General features: G+C 59.9%; 15 protein-coding genes. 2 read left to right on the plus strand and 13 right to left on the minus strand.

Going from position 1 to position 14,668, the window contains the following annotated elements; translation table 11 throughout:
- Window position 1: 1 nt before the first annotated feature.
- Both ACA068_RS07295 and nhaA read right to left on the minus strand, forming a co-directional pair.
- The gene (locus tag ACA068_RS07295) at window positions 2-1,225 is read right to left on the minus strand and encodes a colicin E3/pyocin S6 family cytotoxin (RefSeq protein ID WP_497308745.1); all 1,224 of its coding nucleotides are present in this window, start codon (window positions 1,223-1,225) and stop codon (window positions 2-4) included.
- Window positions 1,226-1,345: 120 nt separating this feature from the next.
- Window positions 1,346-2,533 (minus strand): Na+/H+ antiporter NhaA, encoded by a 1,188-nt coding sequence (gene nhaA, locus ACA068_RS07300; RefSeq protein ID WP_497308747.1) that lies wholly within the window; start codon window positions 2,531-2,533, stop codon window positions 1,346-1,348.
- A 247-nt stretch (window positions 2,534-2,780) separates the two neighbouring features.
- Here nhaA and ACA068_RS07305 point away from each other — a divergent pair, with 247 nt between their 5' ends.
- Window positions 2,781-3,878 carry a PLP-dependent cysteine synthase family protein gene (locus ACA068_RS07305; RefSeq protein WP_497310552.1) on the plus strand — a complete coding sequence of 366 codons (1,098 nt, stop codon included), beginning with the start codon at window positions 2,781-2,783 and terminating at the stop codon, window positions 3,876-3,878.
- 120 nt (window positions 3,879-3,998) lie between these two features.
- Here ACA068_RS07305 and ACA068_RS07310 read toward each other — a convergent pair whose 3' ends face one another.
- From ACA068_RS07310 to ACA068_RS07320, 3 genes are all read right to left on the minus strand, one after another.
- Window positions 3,999-5,612 (minus strand): NAD(P)/FAD-dependent oxidoreductase, encoded by a 1,614-nt coding sequence (locus ACA068_RS07310; RefSeq protein WP_497308749.1) that lies wholly within the window; start codon window positions 5,610-5,612, stop codon window positions 3,999-4,001.
- Between the two features lie 95 nt (window positions 5,613-5,707).
- Window positions 5,708-6,361, minus strand: coding sequence for a COG3650 family protein (locus ACA068_RS07315; protein ID WP_497308751.1), 654 nt, complete (start codon window positions 6,359-6,361; stop codon window positions 5,708-5,710).
- Window positions 6,362-6,542: 181 nt separating this feature from the next.
- Window positions 6,543-7,142: a short chain dehydrogenase gene (locus ACA068_RS07320; protein ID WP_497308753.1), complete on the minus strand. Its 600-nt coding sequence runs from the start codon at window positions 7,140-7,142 to the stop codon at window positions 6,543-6,545.
- A 105-nt stretch (window positions 7,143-7,247) separates the two neighbouring features.
- Here ACA068_RS07320 and ACA068_RS07325 point away from each other — a divergent pair, with 105 nt between their 5' ends.
- Window positions 7,248-8,162, plus strand: coding sequence for a LysR family transcriptional regulator (locus tag ACA068_RS07325; RefSeq protein WP_497308755.1), 915 nt, complete (start codon window positions 7,248-7,250; stop codon window positions 8,160-8,162).
- Window positions 8,163-8,281: 119 nt separating this feature from the next.
- On the opposite strand, the gene ACA068_RS07330 is transcribed toward ACA068_RS07325, so the two are convergent.
- From ACA068_RS07330 to livH, 8 genes are all read right to left on the minus strand, one after another.
- A complete protein-coding gene (locus ACA068_RS07330) occupies window positions 8,282-8,776 on the minus strand; it encodes a DoxX family protein (protein WP_497308757.1) in 495 nt (164 codons plus the stop codon).
- Entirely contained in the window at window positions 8,773-9,534 is a 762-nt protein-coding gene (locus ACA068_RS07335) for an HvfC/BufC N-terminal domain-containing protein (protein WP_497308759.1), read from the minus strand. Before ACA068_RS07335 ends, ACA068_RS07330 begins: the two co-directional genes overlap by 4 nt.
- Window positions 9,531-10,385, minus strand: coding sequence for an MNIO family bufferin maturase (bufB, locus tag ACA068_RS07340; protein ID WP_497308761.1), 855 nt, complete (start codon window positions 10,383-10,385; stop codon window positions 9,531-9,533). The genes ACA068_RS07335 and bufB overlap by 4 nt, the downstream gene beginning before the upstream one ends.
- A 26-nt stretch (window positions 10,386-10,411) precedes the next feature.
- Window positions 10,412-10,720, minus strand: a complete 309-nt coding sequence (locus ACA068_RS07345) for a BufA1 family periplasmic bufferin-type metallophore (RefSeq protein WP_497308763.1) — start codon at window positions 10,718-10,720, stop codon at window positions 10,412-10,414.
- A gap of 298 nt (window positions 10,721-11,018) precedes the next feature.
- Window positions 11,019-11,720 (minus strand): ABC transporter ATP-binding protein, encoded by a 702-nt coding sequence (locus ACA068_RS07350; protein WP_083374874.1) that lies wholly within the window; start codon window positions 11,718-11,720, stop codon window positions 11,019-11,021.
- Window positions 11,721-12,488 (minus strand): high-affinity branched-chain amino acid ABC transporter ATP-binding protein LivG, encoded by a 768-nt coding sequence (gene livG, locus ACA068_RS07355; protein ID WP_497308765.1) that lies wholly within the window; start codon window positions 12,486-12,488, stop codon window positions 11,721-11,723. It lies immediately after the preceding gene.
- Complete coding sequence (locus tag ACA068_RS07360) at window positions 12,485-13,741, minus strand: high-affinity branched-chain amino acid ABC transporter permease LivM (RefSeq protein WP_497308767.1); 1,257 nt, start codon at window positions 13,739-13,741, stop codon at window positions 12,485-12,487. Before ACA068_RS07360 ends, livG begins: the two co-directional genes overlap by 4 nt.
- Complete coding sequence (gene livH / locus ACA068_RS07365; protein WP_219096865.1) at window positions 13,738-14,661, minus strand: high-affinity branched-chain amino acid ABC transporter permease LivH; 924 nt, start codon at window positions 14,659-14,661, stop codon at window positions 13,738-13,740. Before livH ends, ACA068_RS07360 begins: the two co-directional genes overlap by 4 nt.
- Between the last annotated feature and the right edge of the window lie 7 nt (window positions 14,662-14,668).

Here is a 14,668-nt window from a genome sequence, read left to right on the forward strand (position 1 = left end):
CTCACAAATACTTTTTAATGCTGCGGTTTTTCTTGGGTGGATCTATTTGCTCACCAGTTTTGTGATCGAACGAGCCGAGATGACTTCCATCGCTTGCACGATAGGCTTCTAACTCCCCATGCAAAGAGTCCCATTCATAAATGGTTCGGCCTTTGGCATCAATCCAACGTTCTCGAAGGCCGCCGCCTCCTTGTCGTGGTGTCTTCTTCTTCGCCTCGCGCAAGCCTGAAAAACCGGTGATTTCTTCTGTTTCGGGCGCGGAGTGATAGTCGTGATCGGGGTTAGGAAGTTTTCGTCCTGAAACACTAACCACAATGTAAACCGGCTTCACCCCCGAACCCGCCGGAAACACAAGAATGAAATCCTTGTAATCAGGCGGATAAACCGGATTCACAATAATCCCGTCAGCCGCTTCCGTCGGCGGATACACCCAAATATGCGGCGCTTGCGGAGCAGCCTCTAGCGCTGGTATCCCAAGGATGTCCGACCCATCCACAGCCGGTGTCCAAATCAGCTCTACGCCGTTGCCAAGGTCAGCCACCTGCTGACTGCCGCGCAACGTGAACTGCGCAACATCAACCATTTCCCAATCGCGGTTCTTGCCAGTGTAAAAGCCATACCCCTTGAGACGGCCATCAGCCTGTTGCTCAACCCGAAGGCGAACTCGGGTCCTGGCCTGTTTCAGGGCGCGCAACTGATCTTCGGTGTAAAGCGCGCTGTCGCCCAGACTTGGTGTCCAGAACAGCGCGACCACCGTTGCCAATGCGGTGGCTCCAGCAGCGCCGATTGCTGCAACCGGAGCCGCGAGCGCCGGCGCACTCAGCGCAAGTCGGCCAATGCCAAGCGAGACGGTACTGCCACTGATGGTTTCGAGATTCAGCAGCCCGGCGTCGTCTGCTTCGCGAGCGCCGAGCCAGACGACTTCCCCATAATCCTTGAGGCTGTCAGTGGGCACCATGCCCGAAGGATTCGAGTAATCGATGATGGCGTCCGGCAGTTTGCAGGACTTGGCGAAGACGCATCCGGCACGAACGGATTCGTCCTTTTTGGCGACGATCTCACGACTGCGCTCGAAAGCGTCTTGCCGCGCAAGCATGGCGTCGTAGGCGTTTTGCCGGGCCTCCCGCTTGGCCAGTTCGGTGGCCGTCATGAAGCGGTGAGTGACGTGATGTCCGTCGCCGGACGGTGGGTTTTTAACCCTGGGGATATCCTTGTTTCCAGCCACTGATCTTCCTTGCGTTCGTACATCGACAGCCCCGAACAAGGGGCTGTGCGACGTTAACGAACGAGGTTAAACGTGGCTGTAGGACGAATCCTGATTGTCGCTCAGAGGGTTCTCTTTCGCTCAGGATGGCAGCGCGGTGCGCTTGCGGCTCGCTGCCGCCGTCACCGCATAACCGATCAATGCCGCCAGAATCGAACCGGTCAAAATGCCCATCCGGTCCATCCCGGCGTATTCACTGACGCCCGGCTCGAAGGCCAGGGAACCAACAAACAGGCTCATGGTAAAGCCGATACCACAGAGGATCGCCACACCCAGCACCTGGCCCCAGTTGGCGCCTTGGGGCAGGGCAGCGATGCCGATTTTCACGGCGAGCCAGGTCAGGCCGAACACACCGAGGGTTTTGCCCAGCAGCAGGCCCACCGCAATGCCCATCGGCACGTGGTGAGTGAAGCTTTCCATGGTCACGCCGCTGAGCGACAAGCCCGCGTTGGCGAAGGCGAACAGCGGCAGGATGCCATAGGCCACCCAGGGATGCAGGGCGTGTTCGAGGGTCAGCAGCGGCGAGGGTTCGGCGTTTTTTGTGCGCAAAGGAATGCAGAACGCCAGGGTCACACCGGCCAGTGTCGCGTGGACCCCGCTCTTGAGCACGCACACCCAGAGGATCAAACCGATGATCATGTACGGCCCGAGCTTGACCACGCCAAGCCGGTTCATCGCGATCAAGGCGACGATGCACGACGCGGCCAATGCCAGCGAAAGCGTCGACAGCGTGCCGGAGTAGAAGATTGCAATGACGATAATGGCGCCGAGGTCGTCGATGATCGCGAGGGTCATCAGGAACAGTTTCAGCGACACCGGCACGCGCTTGCCCAGGAGGGCGAGGACGCCGAGGGCGAAGGCGATGTCGGTGGCCATCGGGATGGCCCAGCCACTCAGGGCGGCCGGGTTGTCACGGTTGAGAAACCAGTAGAACAGCGCCGGAACCACCATGCCGCCAATCGCTGCCGCGCCGGGCAGGACGATCTGCGAAGGTTTCGACAGCTGGCCGTCGAGGACTTCGCGCTTCACTTCCAGGCCGATCAGCAGGAAAAACAGAGCCATCAAGCCATCGTTGATCCACAGCAGCGCCGGTTTTGCGATTTGCAGCGCACCGATCTGCGCCACCACCGGCGTGTCCAGGAAACTGCTGTACATCCACGACAACGGGGAGTTGTTGATGATCAAAGCCAGGGCTGCCGCGGCGATCAATAACAGACCGCTGGCAGCTTCCAACTGAAAGAAACGCGTGAAAGTGCTACGCAGAGGCAAGGTCGCTCTCCATCGAATAATCAAAAAGGTGGCACACCCTAACCTGTACCGTTAGTTGTTAAAACAAAAGTTATATTCTTTTTTGTTATATGCCGTTACAGCACGAAAGGCCGGCACCGACCTGAGCCTAGCAGTTGCCAGACGTATTGGGCCTCAGCTGTATCTGTGCGTAGCGTGGGATTTTTCCTAAGCTTGTTGGCTGAGCCTTGCGACAAGGCCGACTCTTGTCCGATTCAACGAGAAAACCATCATGAGCGACAACCGACAGTGGGCCCGCGAAGCCATCCGGATCATCGAAGCCGACTTCCAGCGCAGCGCCGACACCCACCTGATCCCTTTGCCGCTCCCGGGTTTTCCGGGTATCGAGTTGTATTTCAAGGATGAGTCCAGCCATCCCACCGGCAGCCTCAAGCACCGGCTGGCGCGCTCGTTGTTCCTCTATGCCTTGTGCAACGGCTGGCTCAAACCCGGCGCGCCGGTGATTGAAGCGTCCAGCGGTTCGACGGCGATTTCCGAGGCTTACTTCGCCAGGTTGCTGGGCTTGCCGTTCATTGCAGTGATGCCGGCGACCACGTCCAAAGAGAAGATCGCGCAGATCGCTTTCTACGGCGGCAAGAGCCATCTGGTCGACGATCCGACCCAGATCTACGCTGAGTCCGAGCGTCTGGCTCGCGAACACGACGGGCATTTCATCGACCAGTTCACCTACGCCGAACGCGCCACCGACTGGCGGGCGAACAACAACATCGCCGAGTCGATCTTCCAGCAAATGCGATTCGAGCAGCACCCGGAACCGAGCTGGCTGATTTCCAGCCCTGGCACCGGCGGCACCACCGCGACGCTGGGCCGATACGTACGTTATCGCCAGCATTGCACCCGCGTGTTGTGCGCCGATGCCGAGCGTTCGGTGTTCTTCGATTACTACAAGACCGGTGATGCGAGCCTGCGTCTGGACTGCGGTTCGCGGATTGAAGGGATTGGCCGGCCACGGGTGGAAGCGTCGTTCCTGCCCAAGGTGATCGATGCGATGGTCAAGGTGCCGGACGCCTTGTCGCTGGCGGCCATGCATTACCTGGCGCAGCATTTGGGACGGCGTGTCGGTGGGTCGAGCGGGACCAACCTGATCGGCGCCTTGATGGCGGCCGGGCAGATGGCGGCGGCGGGGGAGTCGGGGTCGATCGTGGCGATTCTGTGCGACGGCGGCGAGCGGTATGAGACCAGCTATTACGACCAGGATTGGCTCAAGGCCCAGGGGTATGAGTTGAGTGGATTGATGGATGTTGTCGCGGCGAGTGTCGAGCGCGGCGAGCCGCTTCCCGCCACCGTGCTGCGCGCCAATATCTGATACCAAGCACCACCCCTGCAGGAGCGAGGCTTGCCCGCGAAGAAGTTGACGCGGTCTTCCTGAAAGACCGCATTATCGTTCTTCGCGGGCAAGCCTCGCTCCTACAAGGGTGGTGTTGCTTCAGGCTTCGAGGCCGAGGATGTCGCGGGCAACCGCTTCGGCAATCCGAATCCCGTCGACACCCGCCGACAGAATCCCGCCCGCATAACCTGCGCCTTCGCCCGCCGGGAACAACCCCTTGACGTTCAGGCTCTGCATCGACTCGTTACGGGTAATCCGCAGCGGCGACGAGGTGCGCGTCTCGATCCCAGTCAACACCGCGTCATGCAGCGAGTAACCGCGAATCTGCTTTTCGAACGCCGGCAAGGCTTCACGAATGGCTTCGATGGCAAACGCGGGCAGGGCCAACGCCAGATCACCCAAGGCAACGCCAGGCTTGTAGGACGGCTCAACGCTGCCCAATTCGGTGGACGGCTTGCCCGCAATAAAGTCGCCCACCAGTTGCGCCGGCGCTTCGTAGTTGCTGCCGCCCAGCACAAAAGCGTGGGATTCCAGGCGTTCCTGCAACTCGATACCCGCCAGCGGGCCACCCGGGTAATCGACTTCCGGGGTGATCCCGACAACGATCCCGGAGTTGGCATTGCGCTCGTTACGCGAGTACTGGCTCATGCCGTTGGTGACCACGCGGCCCGGCTCGGACGTCGCCGCCACCACGGTGCCGCCCGGGCACATGCAGAAGCTGTACACCGAGCGACCGTTCTTGGCGTGGTGCACCAGTTTGTAGTCGGCAGCCCCGAGTTTCGGGTGGCCGGCGTATTTGCCCAGGCGTGCGCGGTCGATCAGCGACTGCGGGTGTTCAATACGGAAACCCACCGAGAACGGCTTGGCTTCCATGAACACACCACGGCCGTGAAGCATGCGGAAGGTGTCGCGGGCGCTGTGGCCCAAGGCAAGAATCACGTGCTTCGAATGAATCTGTTCGCCGCCATTGAGCTCGACGCCAACCAGTTGGCCGTCTTCGATCAACACGTCGGTGACCCGCTGCTGGAAGCGCACTTCGCCGCCCAGCGCGCGAATCTGCTCGCGCATGTTTTCCACCACGCCGGTCAGGCGGAACGTGCCGATGTGCGGTTTGCTGACATAGAGGATTTCTTCCGGTGCGCCGGCCTTGACGAACTCGTGCAGGACTTTGCGACCGATGAATTTCGGGTCCTTGATCTGGCTGTAGAGCTTGCCGTCGGAGAACGTCCCCGCGCCGCCTTCACCAAACTGCACGTTGGATTCCGGGTTGAGCACGTTTTTACGCCACAGGCCCCAGGTGTCTTTAGTGCGCTGGCGCACTTCGGTGCCACGCTCGAGAATGATCGGCTTGAAGCCCATTTGCGCGAGCAGCAGCCCGGCGAAAATCCCGCACGGACCAAAACCCACGACGACAGGACGTTGCTCAAGATCAGCCGGCGCCTGGCCGACCACTTTGTAGCTGACATCCGGCGCCACGTTGACGTTACGGTCATCGGCGAACGTGTGCAGCACCGCGGCCTCATCGCGAACGTTGAGGTCGATGGTGTAGATGAAGCACAGTTCAGAGGACTTTTTGCGCGCATCGTAGCTGCGCTTGAACAAGGTGAAATCGAGCAGGTCATCGCTGGCGATGCCTAGGCGCTGCACGATGGCAGGGCGCAGGTCTTCATCGGGATGGTCGATCGGCAACTTGAGTTCGGTGATTCGTAACATGACGGGATCCGGTTCGCGGGGCGCACAACTGCGCCAAGGCGTTTGAAGCCCGCGATTATAAGCCTCAAAGAATGATTCCCGTGAGGCTAAAACGATCAGTCGTTACGCGATCCGCCGAAATACCCGCAACCACGCTGAACCTGGCCGTCGACGCGCAGTTCGGCGCTCATGTGCTGGACGCTGCCGGTGGTGCTGTCGACGCAACGTTGCGGCGCGACCCACAGTTCGATGTGCTGGTTATTGGCTTCGGTGCTGAGATTGAAACGGCCATCGCCCAGCTGTTCTTCAACGTAAGGCACGGCCAAGGGCGGCTGGCCGGCGCGGTCGATGACCATGCCTTTGCCGCTGACCTTGACGTTCCAGTCCGGCGAGTGGCCGGCGGCGCGCAGGATCAGCAGTTTGAAATTGGGATCGTCGCACGCGGTGCCTGAGCGTTCGACACGGTACAGCTGCTCAAGATCGAGACGGCTATCGACAATTCGCCCGCGCACGTCGGCGAACAGCTTGCCCTGGGCATCGGCAAGGGTCGCGGCCTCTTGCAGGACGCTGGTGCCGCCGGTGTCGTTGACCACATAACTGCGCTGCTCATTGCACGGCTGGAACAGCAGTTTGCCGTCCGCCGCCGTCAACTGGCCCTGCAGGCGGGTCTGGCTGACATGGGAGGCATTTTCACGCGGGCCATCAAACAATTGGCAGGCGGCAAACAGCGGAAGCAGGGCAACAAGGACTAAGGAACGGGCAACACGCATCTTTGGCTCTCCAGACAAGTGCCGCCACGTTACGCAGCCTGACCGTTCATCACAACCCCGGCGATGTTCGATCTCCCGTAGGAGCGAAGCTTGCTCGCGAAGGGGCCAGTACATCCAGCATCGTCGTGAATGACACATCGCTTTCGCGAGCAAGCTTCGCTCCTACAGTGAGACTGGTGTGTCAGCCCACGTGAAAGGTCTGACCTGTTTGCAAGCCTTCCACACTTTTGGCGTAGGCCAACGCCACATCCGCTGCGGGAACCGGCTTGTAGCCCCGGAAGTACGGCGCGTAACTGCCCATGGCTTCGAGCAGAACGGTCGGGCTGATCGAGTTCACCCGCAAGCCGCGAGGCAGTTCGATGGCCGCCGCACGCACGAAACTGTCCAGCGCGCCGTTGACCAATGCCGCCGAGGCGCCGCTGCGAATCGGGTCGTGGCTGAGCACGCCGGTGGTGAAGGTGAACGAGGCGCCGTCATTGGCGAATTCACGGCCGATCAGCAGCAGGTTGACCTGGCCCATCAGCTTGTCTTTCAAACCCAGGGCAAAGCTGTCTTCGCTCATTTCATCCAGTGGCGCGAAGGTGACGTTGCCGGCTGCGCAGACCAGCGCATCGAATTTGCCGGTTTGCTCGAACAGCTTGCGGATCGAGGCGCTGTCGCTGATATCCACATTGAAATCACCGCTGTTACGGCCGATGCGGATGATGTCGTGGCGCTGGGACAGTTCCTTGTCGACCGCTGAACCGATGGTGCCGCCTGCGCCTATCAAAAGAATTTTCATCGTGCTGTTCCTCGAAGTGGTTGAACGAGGTTGCAGTCTAGAGTGGTTTTTTCCGTTGATAAGCGCGCTAATAGGCAATCTTTGGTTTTCAAATGGAAACAATCCATGAGCGAGATGGATGATTTGGCAGCGTTCGCGGTGTTGATCGAAGCGGGCAGTTTTACCCTGGCGGCGCAGCAATTGGGCTGCAGCAAGGGGCAGTTGTCCAAGCGCATCAGCTTGCTGGAAACACGGTTCTCGGTGGTCCTGTTGCAACGCACCACCCGCCGTTTGAGTTTGACGGCGGCGGGCGCGGCGCTGTTGCCTCAAGCTCAGGCGCTGGTGGTACAAGTCGAGAAGGCGCGTCAGGCATTGGCGCGATTGAAGGACGACATGGCAGGGCCGGTGCGCATGACGGTTCCGGTCTCGCTGGGGGAGACCTTCTTCGATGGCTTGCTACTGGAGTTTTCCCGCAAATATCCCGAGGTGCAGATTGAGTTGGACCTCAATAACAGCTTTCACGATTTGTCCCGAGACGGTTTTGACTTGGCCATCCGCTCCGAAGTGGCCAATGACCAACGACTGGTCGCACGTCCGTTGTTGGCCTGGCACGAAATGACCTGCGCCAGCCCGGCCTATCTCGAACAGTACGGTGAGCCGCAGATGCCCCAGGCATTGGCCGACCATCGTTGTCTGCTGAACAGCCATTACAGCGGTCGTGAAGAATGGCTGTATCACCAACAGCACGAGTTGCTGCGGGTGCGGGTGTCGGGGCCGTTTGCCAGTAATCACTACAGCCTGCTGAAAAAAGCAGCGCTGGCGGGTGCTGGCATTGCGCGGTTGCCTTCTTACCTGCTGCAAACGGAATTGGCTGACGGGCGATTGCGCTGGCTCCTGCGCGATTATCAGACGCGGAGCATGCCGATGTACCTGGTGCATCCGTATCAGGGCGGCCTGCCGAAACGCACGCAGGTGTTGGCGAACTATCTCATCGACTGGTTCAAACGCAGCGGCGAGGCCTTGGCGCGTCTCCAACAATAGCCGCCCCCCCCAATCTCTTGTAGGCGTGAGCCTGCTCGCGAAAGCGGAGTATCAGTCAACATCAATGCTGGATGTCACACCGCTATCGCGAGCAGGCTCACTCCTACAGGGGAAAGTGTTTAGCGGGCGAAATGTCGGGCGATCAGGTGATCGATCGACAATTTGCCCGGTCCGGTCGCCATCAGGTACAGCAGCACCGCCGCCCAAGTGCCATGGGTCGGGTAGGCGTCGGGGTACACGAACAGTTGAATGGTCAGGGTCATGCCCAGCAAGGCCAACGCCGAAAACCGCGTGGCGAAGCCGATCAGGATCAGCATCGGAAAGAAATGCTCGGCGAAGGCGGCCAGGTGCGCCGCCAGTTCCGGGGACAGCAACGGCACGTGGTACTCGCTCTGGAACAGCGGGATGGTCGAGTCCGCCAGATGCGGCACGCCAAGCTGGAAGGAGCCGTCAACCAGGTCGATGGCCAGGCCTTCGACCTTGGTTTGCCCGGACTTCCAGAACACCGCCGCAATCGAGAAGCGCGCAATAAAGGCGATCAGGCTGTGGGGGATCATCTCCATTAGCGCGATGGCGCGAACGATGGGGTTCTGTGATTCGGTGCGGATATTCATGTCGATGCCTTGTTGTTATGCAAGTGAGTGATGGCGTTGCGGCTGATCAGCAGCGCCAGGGTTTGGCTGAGGTCGAAAGCGGGGGCGGCTTCCAGCGCCTGCATCAATGACAGGCCGTTCTGCAGGTTCTGGATGAACGCACTGGCACCTTGATCGATGGCGAATACTTCAACGTCCAGGCCATTGCGCAGCACCAGCGCGTGTTGACCAAGGTTCAGATCAATCCCCGCCAGCGTCGCTTCCTTTTGATGCGCGGCCCAGATTGCGACCACGGCGAAGGCAGAATCCAGCAGGTTGAGGGAGGGATGGAGTTCAACGGTCAACTCGCTGAGGGCTTGCGGGTCGGCAAGCGCCGGGGCGATCTGCTCATGCCCCAGGGGCCGCGCATCAGCCGCGTGATAGGCGATGACGCGCAGGCGCTCCAGTCGGGCGACATCGGCCAGATAAGGCACGCTGGCCGCGGGTGCAAAGCCTTCGATGAAGTCTGCGAAATCATGCCCGTATTCATTCATCAACGGGCTGCGGGGCGGGGTGCCTTGCACATAAATACCAGCCATGGCCCGGAAGAATTCATCGCCGACCAATTGCAAAACCACCGGGTAACTGTCCGCCAGCGCGTTGATCAACGAGCCCTGCACATTGTTGCGATACACCGCAAAACGGCTGGCCGGATCGGCGCCATTGGCACTGATTAATCCGTCGGGGCAGGGCAGTTGCGGATTGAGTAATGCAGCAGCGAAATCGGCGTGATTGCTCATGACCGGACCTCGGCGCACAGCAACAATTCATCGGCCTGACGCGCTTCGGCGTGCAGCACGCTGAAGGCCGGCAGCTGATTGTCGCGCTCGATCAGCGTCGCTATCGGGCCGACGCGTTCCAGCACTTGCACGTACAGAGCCCACACGGCGTTATCGATGGGGGCGCCGTGATCGTCGATCAGAAGACGGTCACCGAGGCTGTCGGTGTCTTCGGCAAATCCGGCCAGATGAATCTCACCGATCGCGTCAAGGGGCAAGGCATTGATGTAGGCCATAGGATCGCGTTGATGATTGATGCTCGACACATAGACGTTGTTCACGTCCAGCAACAGCCCGCAGCCTGTGCGGCGAATGACTTCACTGATGAAGTCGGCTTCATCGATCGTCGACCGCTTGAACGCCAGGTACGTCGCCGGGTTCTCCAGCAGCATTGGGCGTTTGAGCGCGGTTTGCACCTGATCAATGTGTTCGCAGACGCGGTTCAGCGTGGCGTTGTCGTAGGCCAGCGGCAGCAGGTCATTGAGGAACACCGGGCCATGGCTGGACCAGGCCAGGTGTTCGGAAAAGGAGTGGGGTTGATAGCGCTCGATCAGCTCGGCAAGGCGTTGCAGGTGTTGAATATCCAGCGGACCATCGGCACCGATGGACAGGCCAACGCCATGCAGCGACAGCGGATACTGCTCGCGGATCAACCCCAGATAGTGATGAAAAGGGCCGCCGGCCACCATGTAGTTTTCGGCGTGGACTTCGAAGAAACCGATGTCCGGTTGTGAACCGAGCACTTCACGCAAGTGCCCGGTCTTGAGCCCCAGCCCGGCGCGGGGCGGGAGCCCGAACGGTGAATTGTTCATGGTCGACACTCAGGCTGGCAGGGGGATCAGGCTTTGGCTTTGAAGGCTTCCATCTGACCGAAACCGGTCGGCGAAGTCTTGCTTTCGGTGGTGGCGCAGGTGCCTTTAGGAACCAGTTTCCAGGCGTTGGACTGGTAGTCGGTTTTCGCGGTGCCTGCGCACGTGGTGCCAGCGCCAGCCGCGCAATCGTTATGACCTTTCATGGCCACGCCGAAGCATTTTTCCATGTTGCTGTTGTCGGCGGCCTGGACAGTGGAGACAGCGGTCATGCTCAGCGCAGAACCAAGGGCCAGAACGAGGGCGGTGGCGGACAGGGTGCGGGTGGTAGCAGTCATGATGTTTCTCCGTTGTTTGAGTTTTGGTAAGCCGTGTTTGTGCTGGCTTACCCCTCTAGAGAGAGGTCATCGCGATGCGTTACAGCCCAGTGCAAAACTTTTTTAAAAAACTCAAAACACCACAATCCCTGTGGGAGCGGGCTTGCTCGCGAAGGCGGTGTGTCATTCAGCATTTTTGTCGACTGACACTCCGCCTTCGCGAGCAAGCCCGCTCCCACAGGGGATCTTCATCGTTATAACCGCTTATGTCAGCCACAAAAAAACGGCCCGAAGGCCGTTTTTTGTTTAGCGCAAAGACTCAACCCCCCAGATACGCCTCGCGCACTTTCGGATCAGTCAGCAGTGCTTCCCCAGTGCCGGTCATCACCACCCGGCCGTTCTCCAGAACGTAGGCACGGTCGGCAATTTTCAGCGCCTGGTTGGCGTTCTGCTCTACCAGAAACACGGTCACGCCATCCTTGCGCAGCTGTTCGATGATGTCGAAGATCTGCTGGATGATGATCGGTGCCAGGCCCAACGATGGTTCGTCGAGCAGCAGCAGTTTGGGTTTGCTCATCAGCGCACGGCCGATGGCGAGCATTTGCTGTTCGCCGCCGGACATGGTGCCGCCGCGCTGGGCGAAGCGTTCTTTCAGGCGTGGGAAAAGTCCGAGAACCTTGTCCATCTGTTCCTGATAATCGCCCTTGTTGGTAAAGAATCCGCCCATGGACAGGTTCTCTTCCACGGTCAGGCGGGCGAACACCCGACGACCTTCCGGCACGACCGCGATGCTTTTACGCATGATCTGCGACGAGTCCTGACCGACGAGCTCTTCACCCATGTAGCGGATGCTGCCGCTGTGGGCTTGCGGCGAACCGCAGAGCGTCATCAGCAGGGTCGACTTGCCGGCACCGTTGGCGCCGATCAGGGTCACGATCTCGCCCTGGCGGACTTCGACGTTGACGCTGTGCAGCGCCTGGATCTTGCCGTAGAAGGTGGAAACGTTTTCGAATTGCAGCATTTACGCTTCCCCCAGGTAGGCTTTGATCACTTCAGGATTGTCGCGGATCTGTTCCGGCGTGCCGTCGGCCAGAGGTGTGCCCTGGTTGATCACGACGATGTGGTCGGAAATGCTCATGACCAGTTTCATGTCGTGTTCGATCAGCAGCACGGTGACGTTGTGCTCTTCACGCAGCATGCTGATCAGCGCCTTGAGGTCCTCGGTTTCCTTCGGGTTCAGGCCGGCGGCCGGTTCGTCGAGCATGAGGATCCGCGGGCGGGTCATCATGCAGCGGGCGATTTCCAGACGACGTTGCTGACCGTAGGCGAGGGTGCCGGCCGGGCGGTTGGCGAACTGGGTGAGGTTGACCTTGTCCAGCCAGAACTCGGCGAATTCCATGGCCTCGCGTTCGCTTTTGCGGAACCCCGGGGTCTTGAACAGGCCGGATAGGAAGTTGGTGTTCAGGTGACGGTGCTGCGCGATCAAGAGGTTCTCGACCGCGGTCATGTCCTTGAACAACCGCACGTTCTGGAAGGTGCGCACCACGCCTTTGAGGGCGATCTTGTGGCCCGGCAGGCCTTGGATCGGCTCGCCGTCCAGCAGGATGCTGCCGCCACTCGGCTTGTAGAAACCGGTGAGGCAGTTGAATACCGTGGTTTTGCCAGCGCCGTTAGGGCCGATCAACGCAACCACCTGTTTTTCTTTTACGGTCAGGGCCACGCCGTTGACCGCCAGCAAGCCGCCGAAGCGCATGCTCAGGTTTTCTACTTTAAGGATCTCGCGGCTCATTTGCGCAGCTCCATGTGAGGACGTTGCATGGGCAGCAGGCCTTGAGGACGCCAGATCATCATCAGCACCATCAAGGCGCCGAACATCAACATGCGGTACTCACTGAACTCACGCATCATTTCCGGCAACAGGATCATCACCACGGCCGCAAGGATTACGCCCAGCTGCGAGCCCATGCCACCCAATACGACGATGGCGAGAATGATCGCCGACTCGATGAAGGTGAACGACTCCGGTGTCACCAGGCCCTGACGGGCAGCGAAGAAGCTGCCGGCGAAACCGGCAAAGCTGGCGCCGAGGGTGAAGGCTGACAGCTTGATGACCGTCGGGTTGAGACCCAGCGCACGGCAAGCGATTTCGTCTTCACGCAACGCTTCCCAGGCACGGCCGATCGGCATGCGCAGCAAACGGTTGATCACGAACAACGCGCCGAGGGCCAGCAACAGGGCAACCAGGTACAGGAAAATCACCTTGTTGATCGAGTTGTATTCCAGGCCGAAGTACTCGTGGAACGTCTGCATGCCTTCGGCAGCCTTGCGTTCGAAGGTCAGGCCGAAGAACGTTGGTTTCTCGATGTTGCTGATGCCGTTCGGGCCACCGGTGAGATCGGTCAGGTTACGCAGGAACAGACGGATGATTTCACCGAAGCCCAGGGTCACGATTGCCAGGTAGTCACCGCGCAGACGCAGCACCGGGAAGCCGAGCAGGAAGCCGAACGTGGCCGCCATCAGGCCGGCAATCGGCAGGCAGATCCAGAAGCTCAGACCGTAGTAGTGCGACAGCAGCGCATAACTGTAGGCACCGACGGCGTAGAAGCCGACGTAACCCAGGTCGAGCAGACCGGCCAGACCGACCACGATGTTCAGGCCAAGGCCGAGCATCACGTAGATCAGCACCAGGGTGGCGATGTCCACCGCACCACGGGAGCCGAAGAACGGCCAGACCATGGCACCGGCGATCAACGCAATGATGATCCAGCGCTGGGTGGTCGGCAGGGTCAGGAAGTTACTGGCCTTGGCCGGAATCAGCGGCATGTTGGGCGAAGAGCGCCAAGCCGAGCTGATCTGTTGATCGAACAACACACGCAGGAACATCAGGACCGAGCACACGGCGATGGTGATCAGCGTTGCGTTGCTGGTGCCATGTACTTCGAGGTTGATGCCGACGATGGTCAGCTTCAGACCCAGTACCGGGTAGGCAACCGCCCACACCAGCAAGGCGCTGAACAACGCCTGTTTAAGATTCCTAGTCATACTTTTTCAACCTCCGGACGGCCCAGCAGGCCGGTTGGCCGGAACAACAACACCAGAACCAATAAGCCAAACGCCACAACGTCCTTGTACTGGTCGCCGAAGATATCGGCACCGAAGGCTTCCGCGACACCGAGCACCAGCCCGCCGAGCATGGCGCCGGGGATGCTGCCGATTCCGCCCAGTACCGCAGCGGTGAAGGCCTTGAGGCCGACGAGGAAACCGGCGTTCGGGTTGATCACGCCGTATTGCATGCTCAACAGCACGGCCGCGATGGCCGCCAGGGCGGCACCGATGACGAAGGTCAGGGCGATGATGTTGTTGGTGTTGATACCCAGCAGGTTGGCCATCTTGATGTCTTCGGCGCAGGCGCGGCAGGCACGACCCAGGCGAGAGCGGGAGATGAACAGCGTCAGGCCGAGCATGGCGAGCAACGTCACCACGAACACCACGATTTGCATGTAGGAAATCAGCACTTCATGTGCGCCACCTGGCCCGAAAGCAATGTTGCCCGGAATCAGGTTGGGGATGGATTTGTCCTTGGAGTCTTGCGCCAGCAGAACCGTGTTCTGCAGGAAGATCGACATGCCGATGGCGGAGATCAGCGGGATCAGACGGTTGCTGCCGCGCAGGGGGCGGTAGGCGATCCGTTCGATGCTGTAACCGTAGGCACTGGTCACGACGATGGTCGCGAGGAAAGCGGCGGTCATCAACAGCGGAACACTGTCGAGTCCCATCATGGTCAGCCCGGCGATGGCGATGAACGCCACGTAGGAGCCGATCATGTACACCTCGCCGTGGGCGAAGTTGATCATTCCAATGATGCCGTAAACCATCGTATAGCCGATGGCGATCAGGGCATACGTACTGCCAATGGTCAGACCATTAACCAGCTGTTGGAAGAAGTGATAGATGTCAGGCATTACAGCG

The sequence above is a fragment of the Pseudomonas sp. LBUM1660 genome, from assembly GCF_059695935.1.

What these genes read in the sequence shown, in the direction of transcription:
- ACA068_RS07310 (WP_497308749.1), bottom strand. Translation starts at nt 5,612, where the DNA reads ATGTTACGAATCACCGAACTCAAGTTGCCGATCGACCATCCCGATGAA.
- ACA068_RS07315 (WP_497308751.1), bottom strand. Translation starts at nt 6,361, where the DNA reads ATGCGTGTTGCCCGTTCCTTAGTCCTTGTTGCCCTGCTTCCGCTGTTT.
- ACA068_RS07320 (WP_497308753.1), bottom strand. Translation starts at nt 7,142, where the DNA reads ATGAAAATTCTTTTGATAGGCGCAGGCGGCACCATCGGTTCAGCGGTC.
- ACA068_RS07325 (WP_497308755.1), top strand. Translation starts at nt 7,248, where the DNA reads ATGAGCGAGATGGATGATTTGGCAGCGTTCGCGGTGTTGATCGAAGCG.
- ACA068_RS07330 (WP_497308757.1), bottom strand. Translation starts at nt 8,776, where the DNA reads ATGAATATCCGCACCGAATCACAGAACCCCATCGTTCGCGCCATCGCG.
- ACA068_RS07335 (WP_497308759.1), bottom strand. Translation starts at nt 9,534, where the DNA reads ATGAGCAATCACGCCGATTTCGCTGCTGCATTACTCAATCCGCAACTG.
- bufB (WP_497308761.1), bottom strand. Translation starts at nt 10,385, where the DNA reads ATGAACAATTCACCGTTCGGGCTCCCGCCCCGCGCCGGGCTGGGGCTC.
- ACA068_RS07345 (WP_497308763.1), bottom strand. Translation starts at nt 10,720, where the DNA reads ATGACTGCTACCACCCGCACCCTGTCCGCCACCGCCCTCGTTCTGGCC.
- ACA068_RS07350 (WP_083374874.1), bottom strand. Translation starts at nt 11,720, where the DNA reads ATGCTGCAATTCGAAAACGTTTCCACCTTCTACGGCAAGATCCAGGCG.
- livG (WP_497308765.1), bottom strand. Translation starts at nt 12,488, where the DNA reads ATGAGCCGCGAGATCCTTAAAGTAGAAAACCTGAGCATGCGCTTCGGC.
- ACA068_RS07360 (WP_497308767.1), bottom strand. Translation starts at nt 13,741, where the DNA reads ATGACTAGGAATCTTAAACAGGCGTTGTTCAGCGCCTTGCTGGTGTGG.
- livH (WP_219096865.1), bottom strand. Translation starts at nt 14,661, where the DNA reads ATGCCTGACATCTATCACTTCTTCCAACAGCTGGTTAATGGTCTGACC.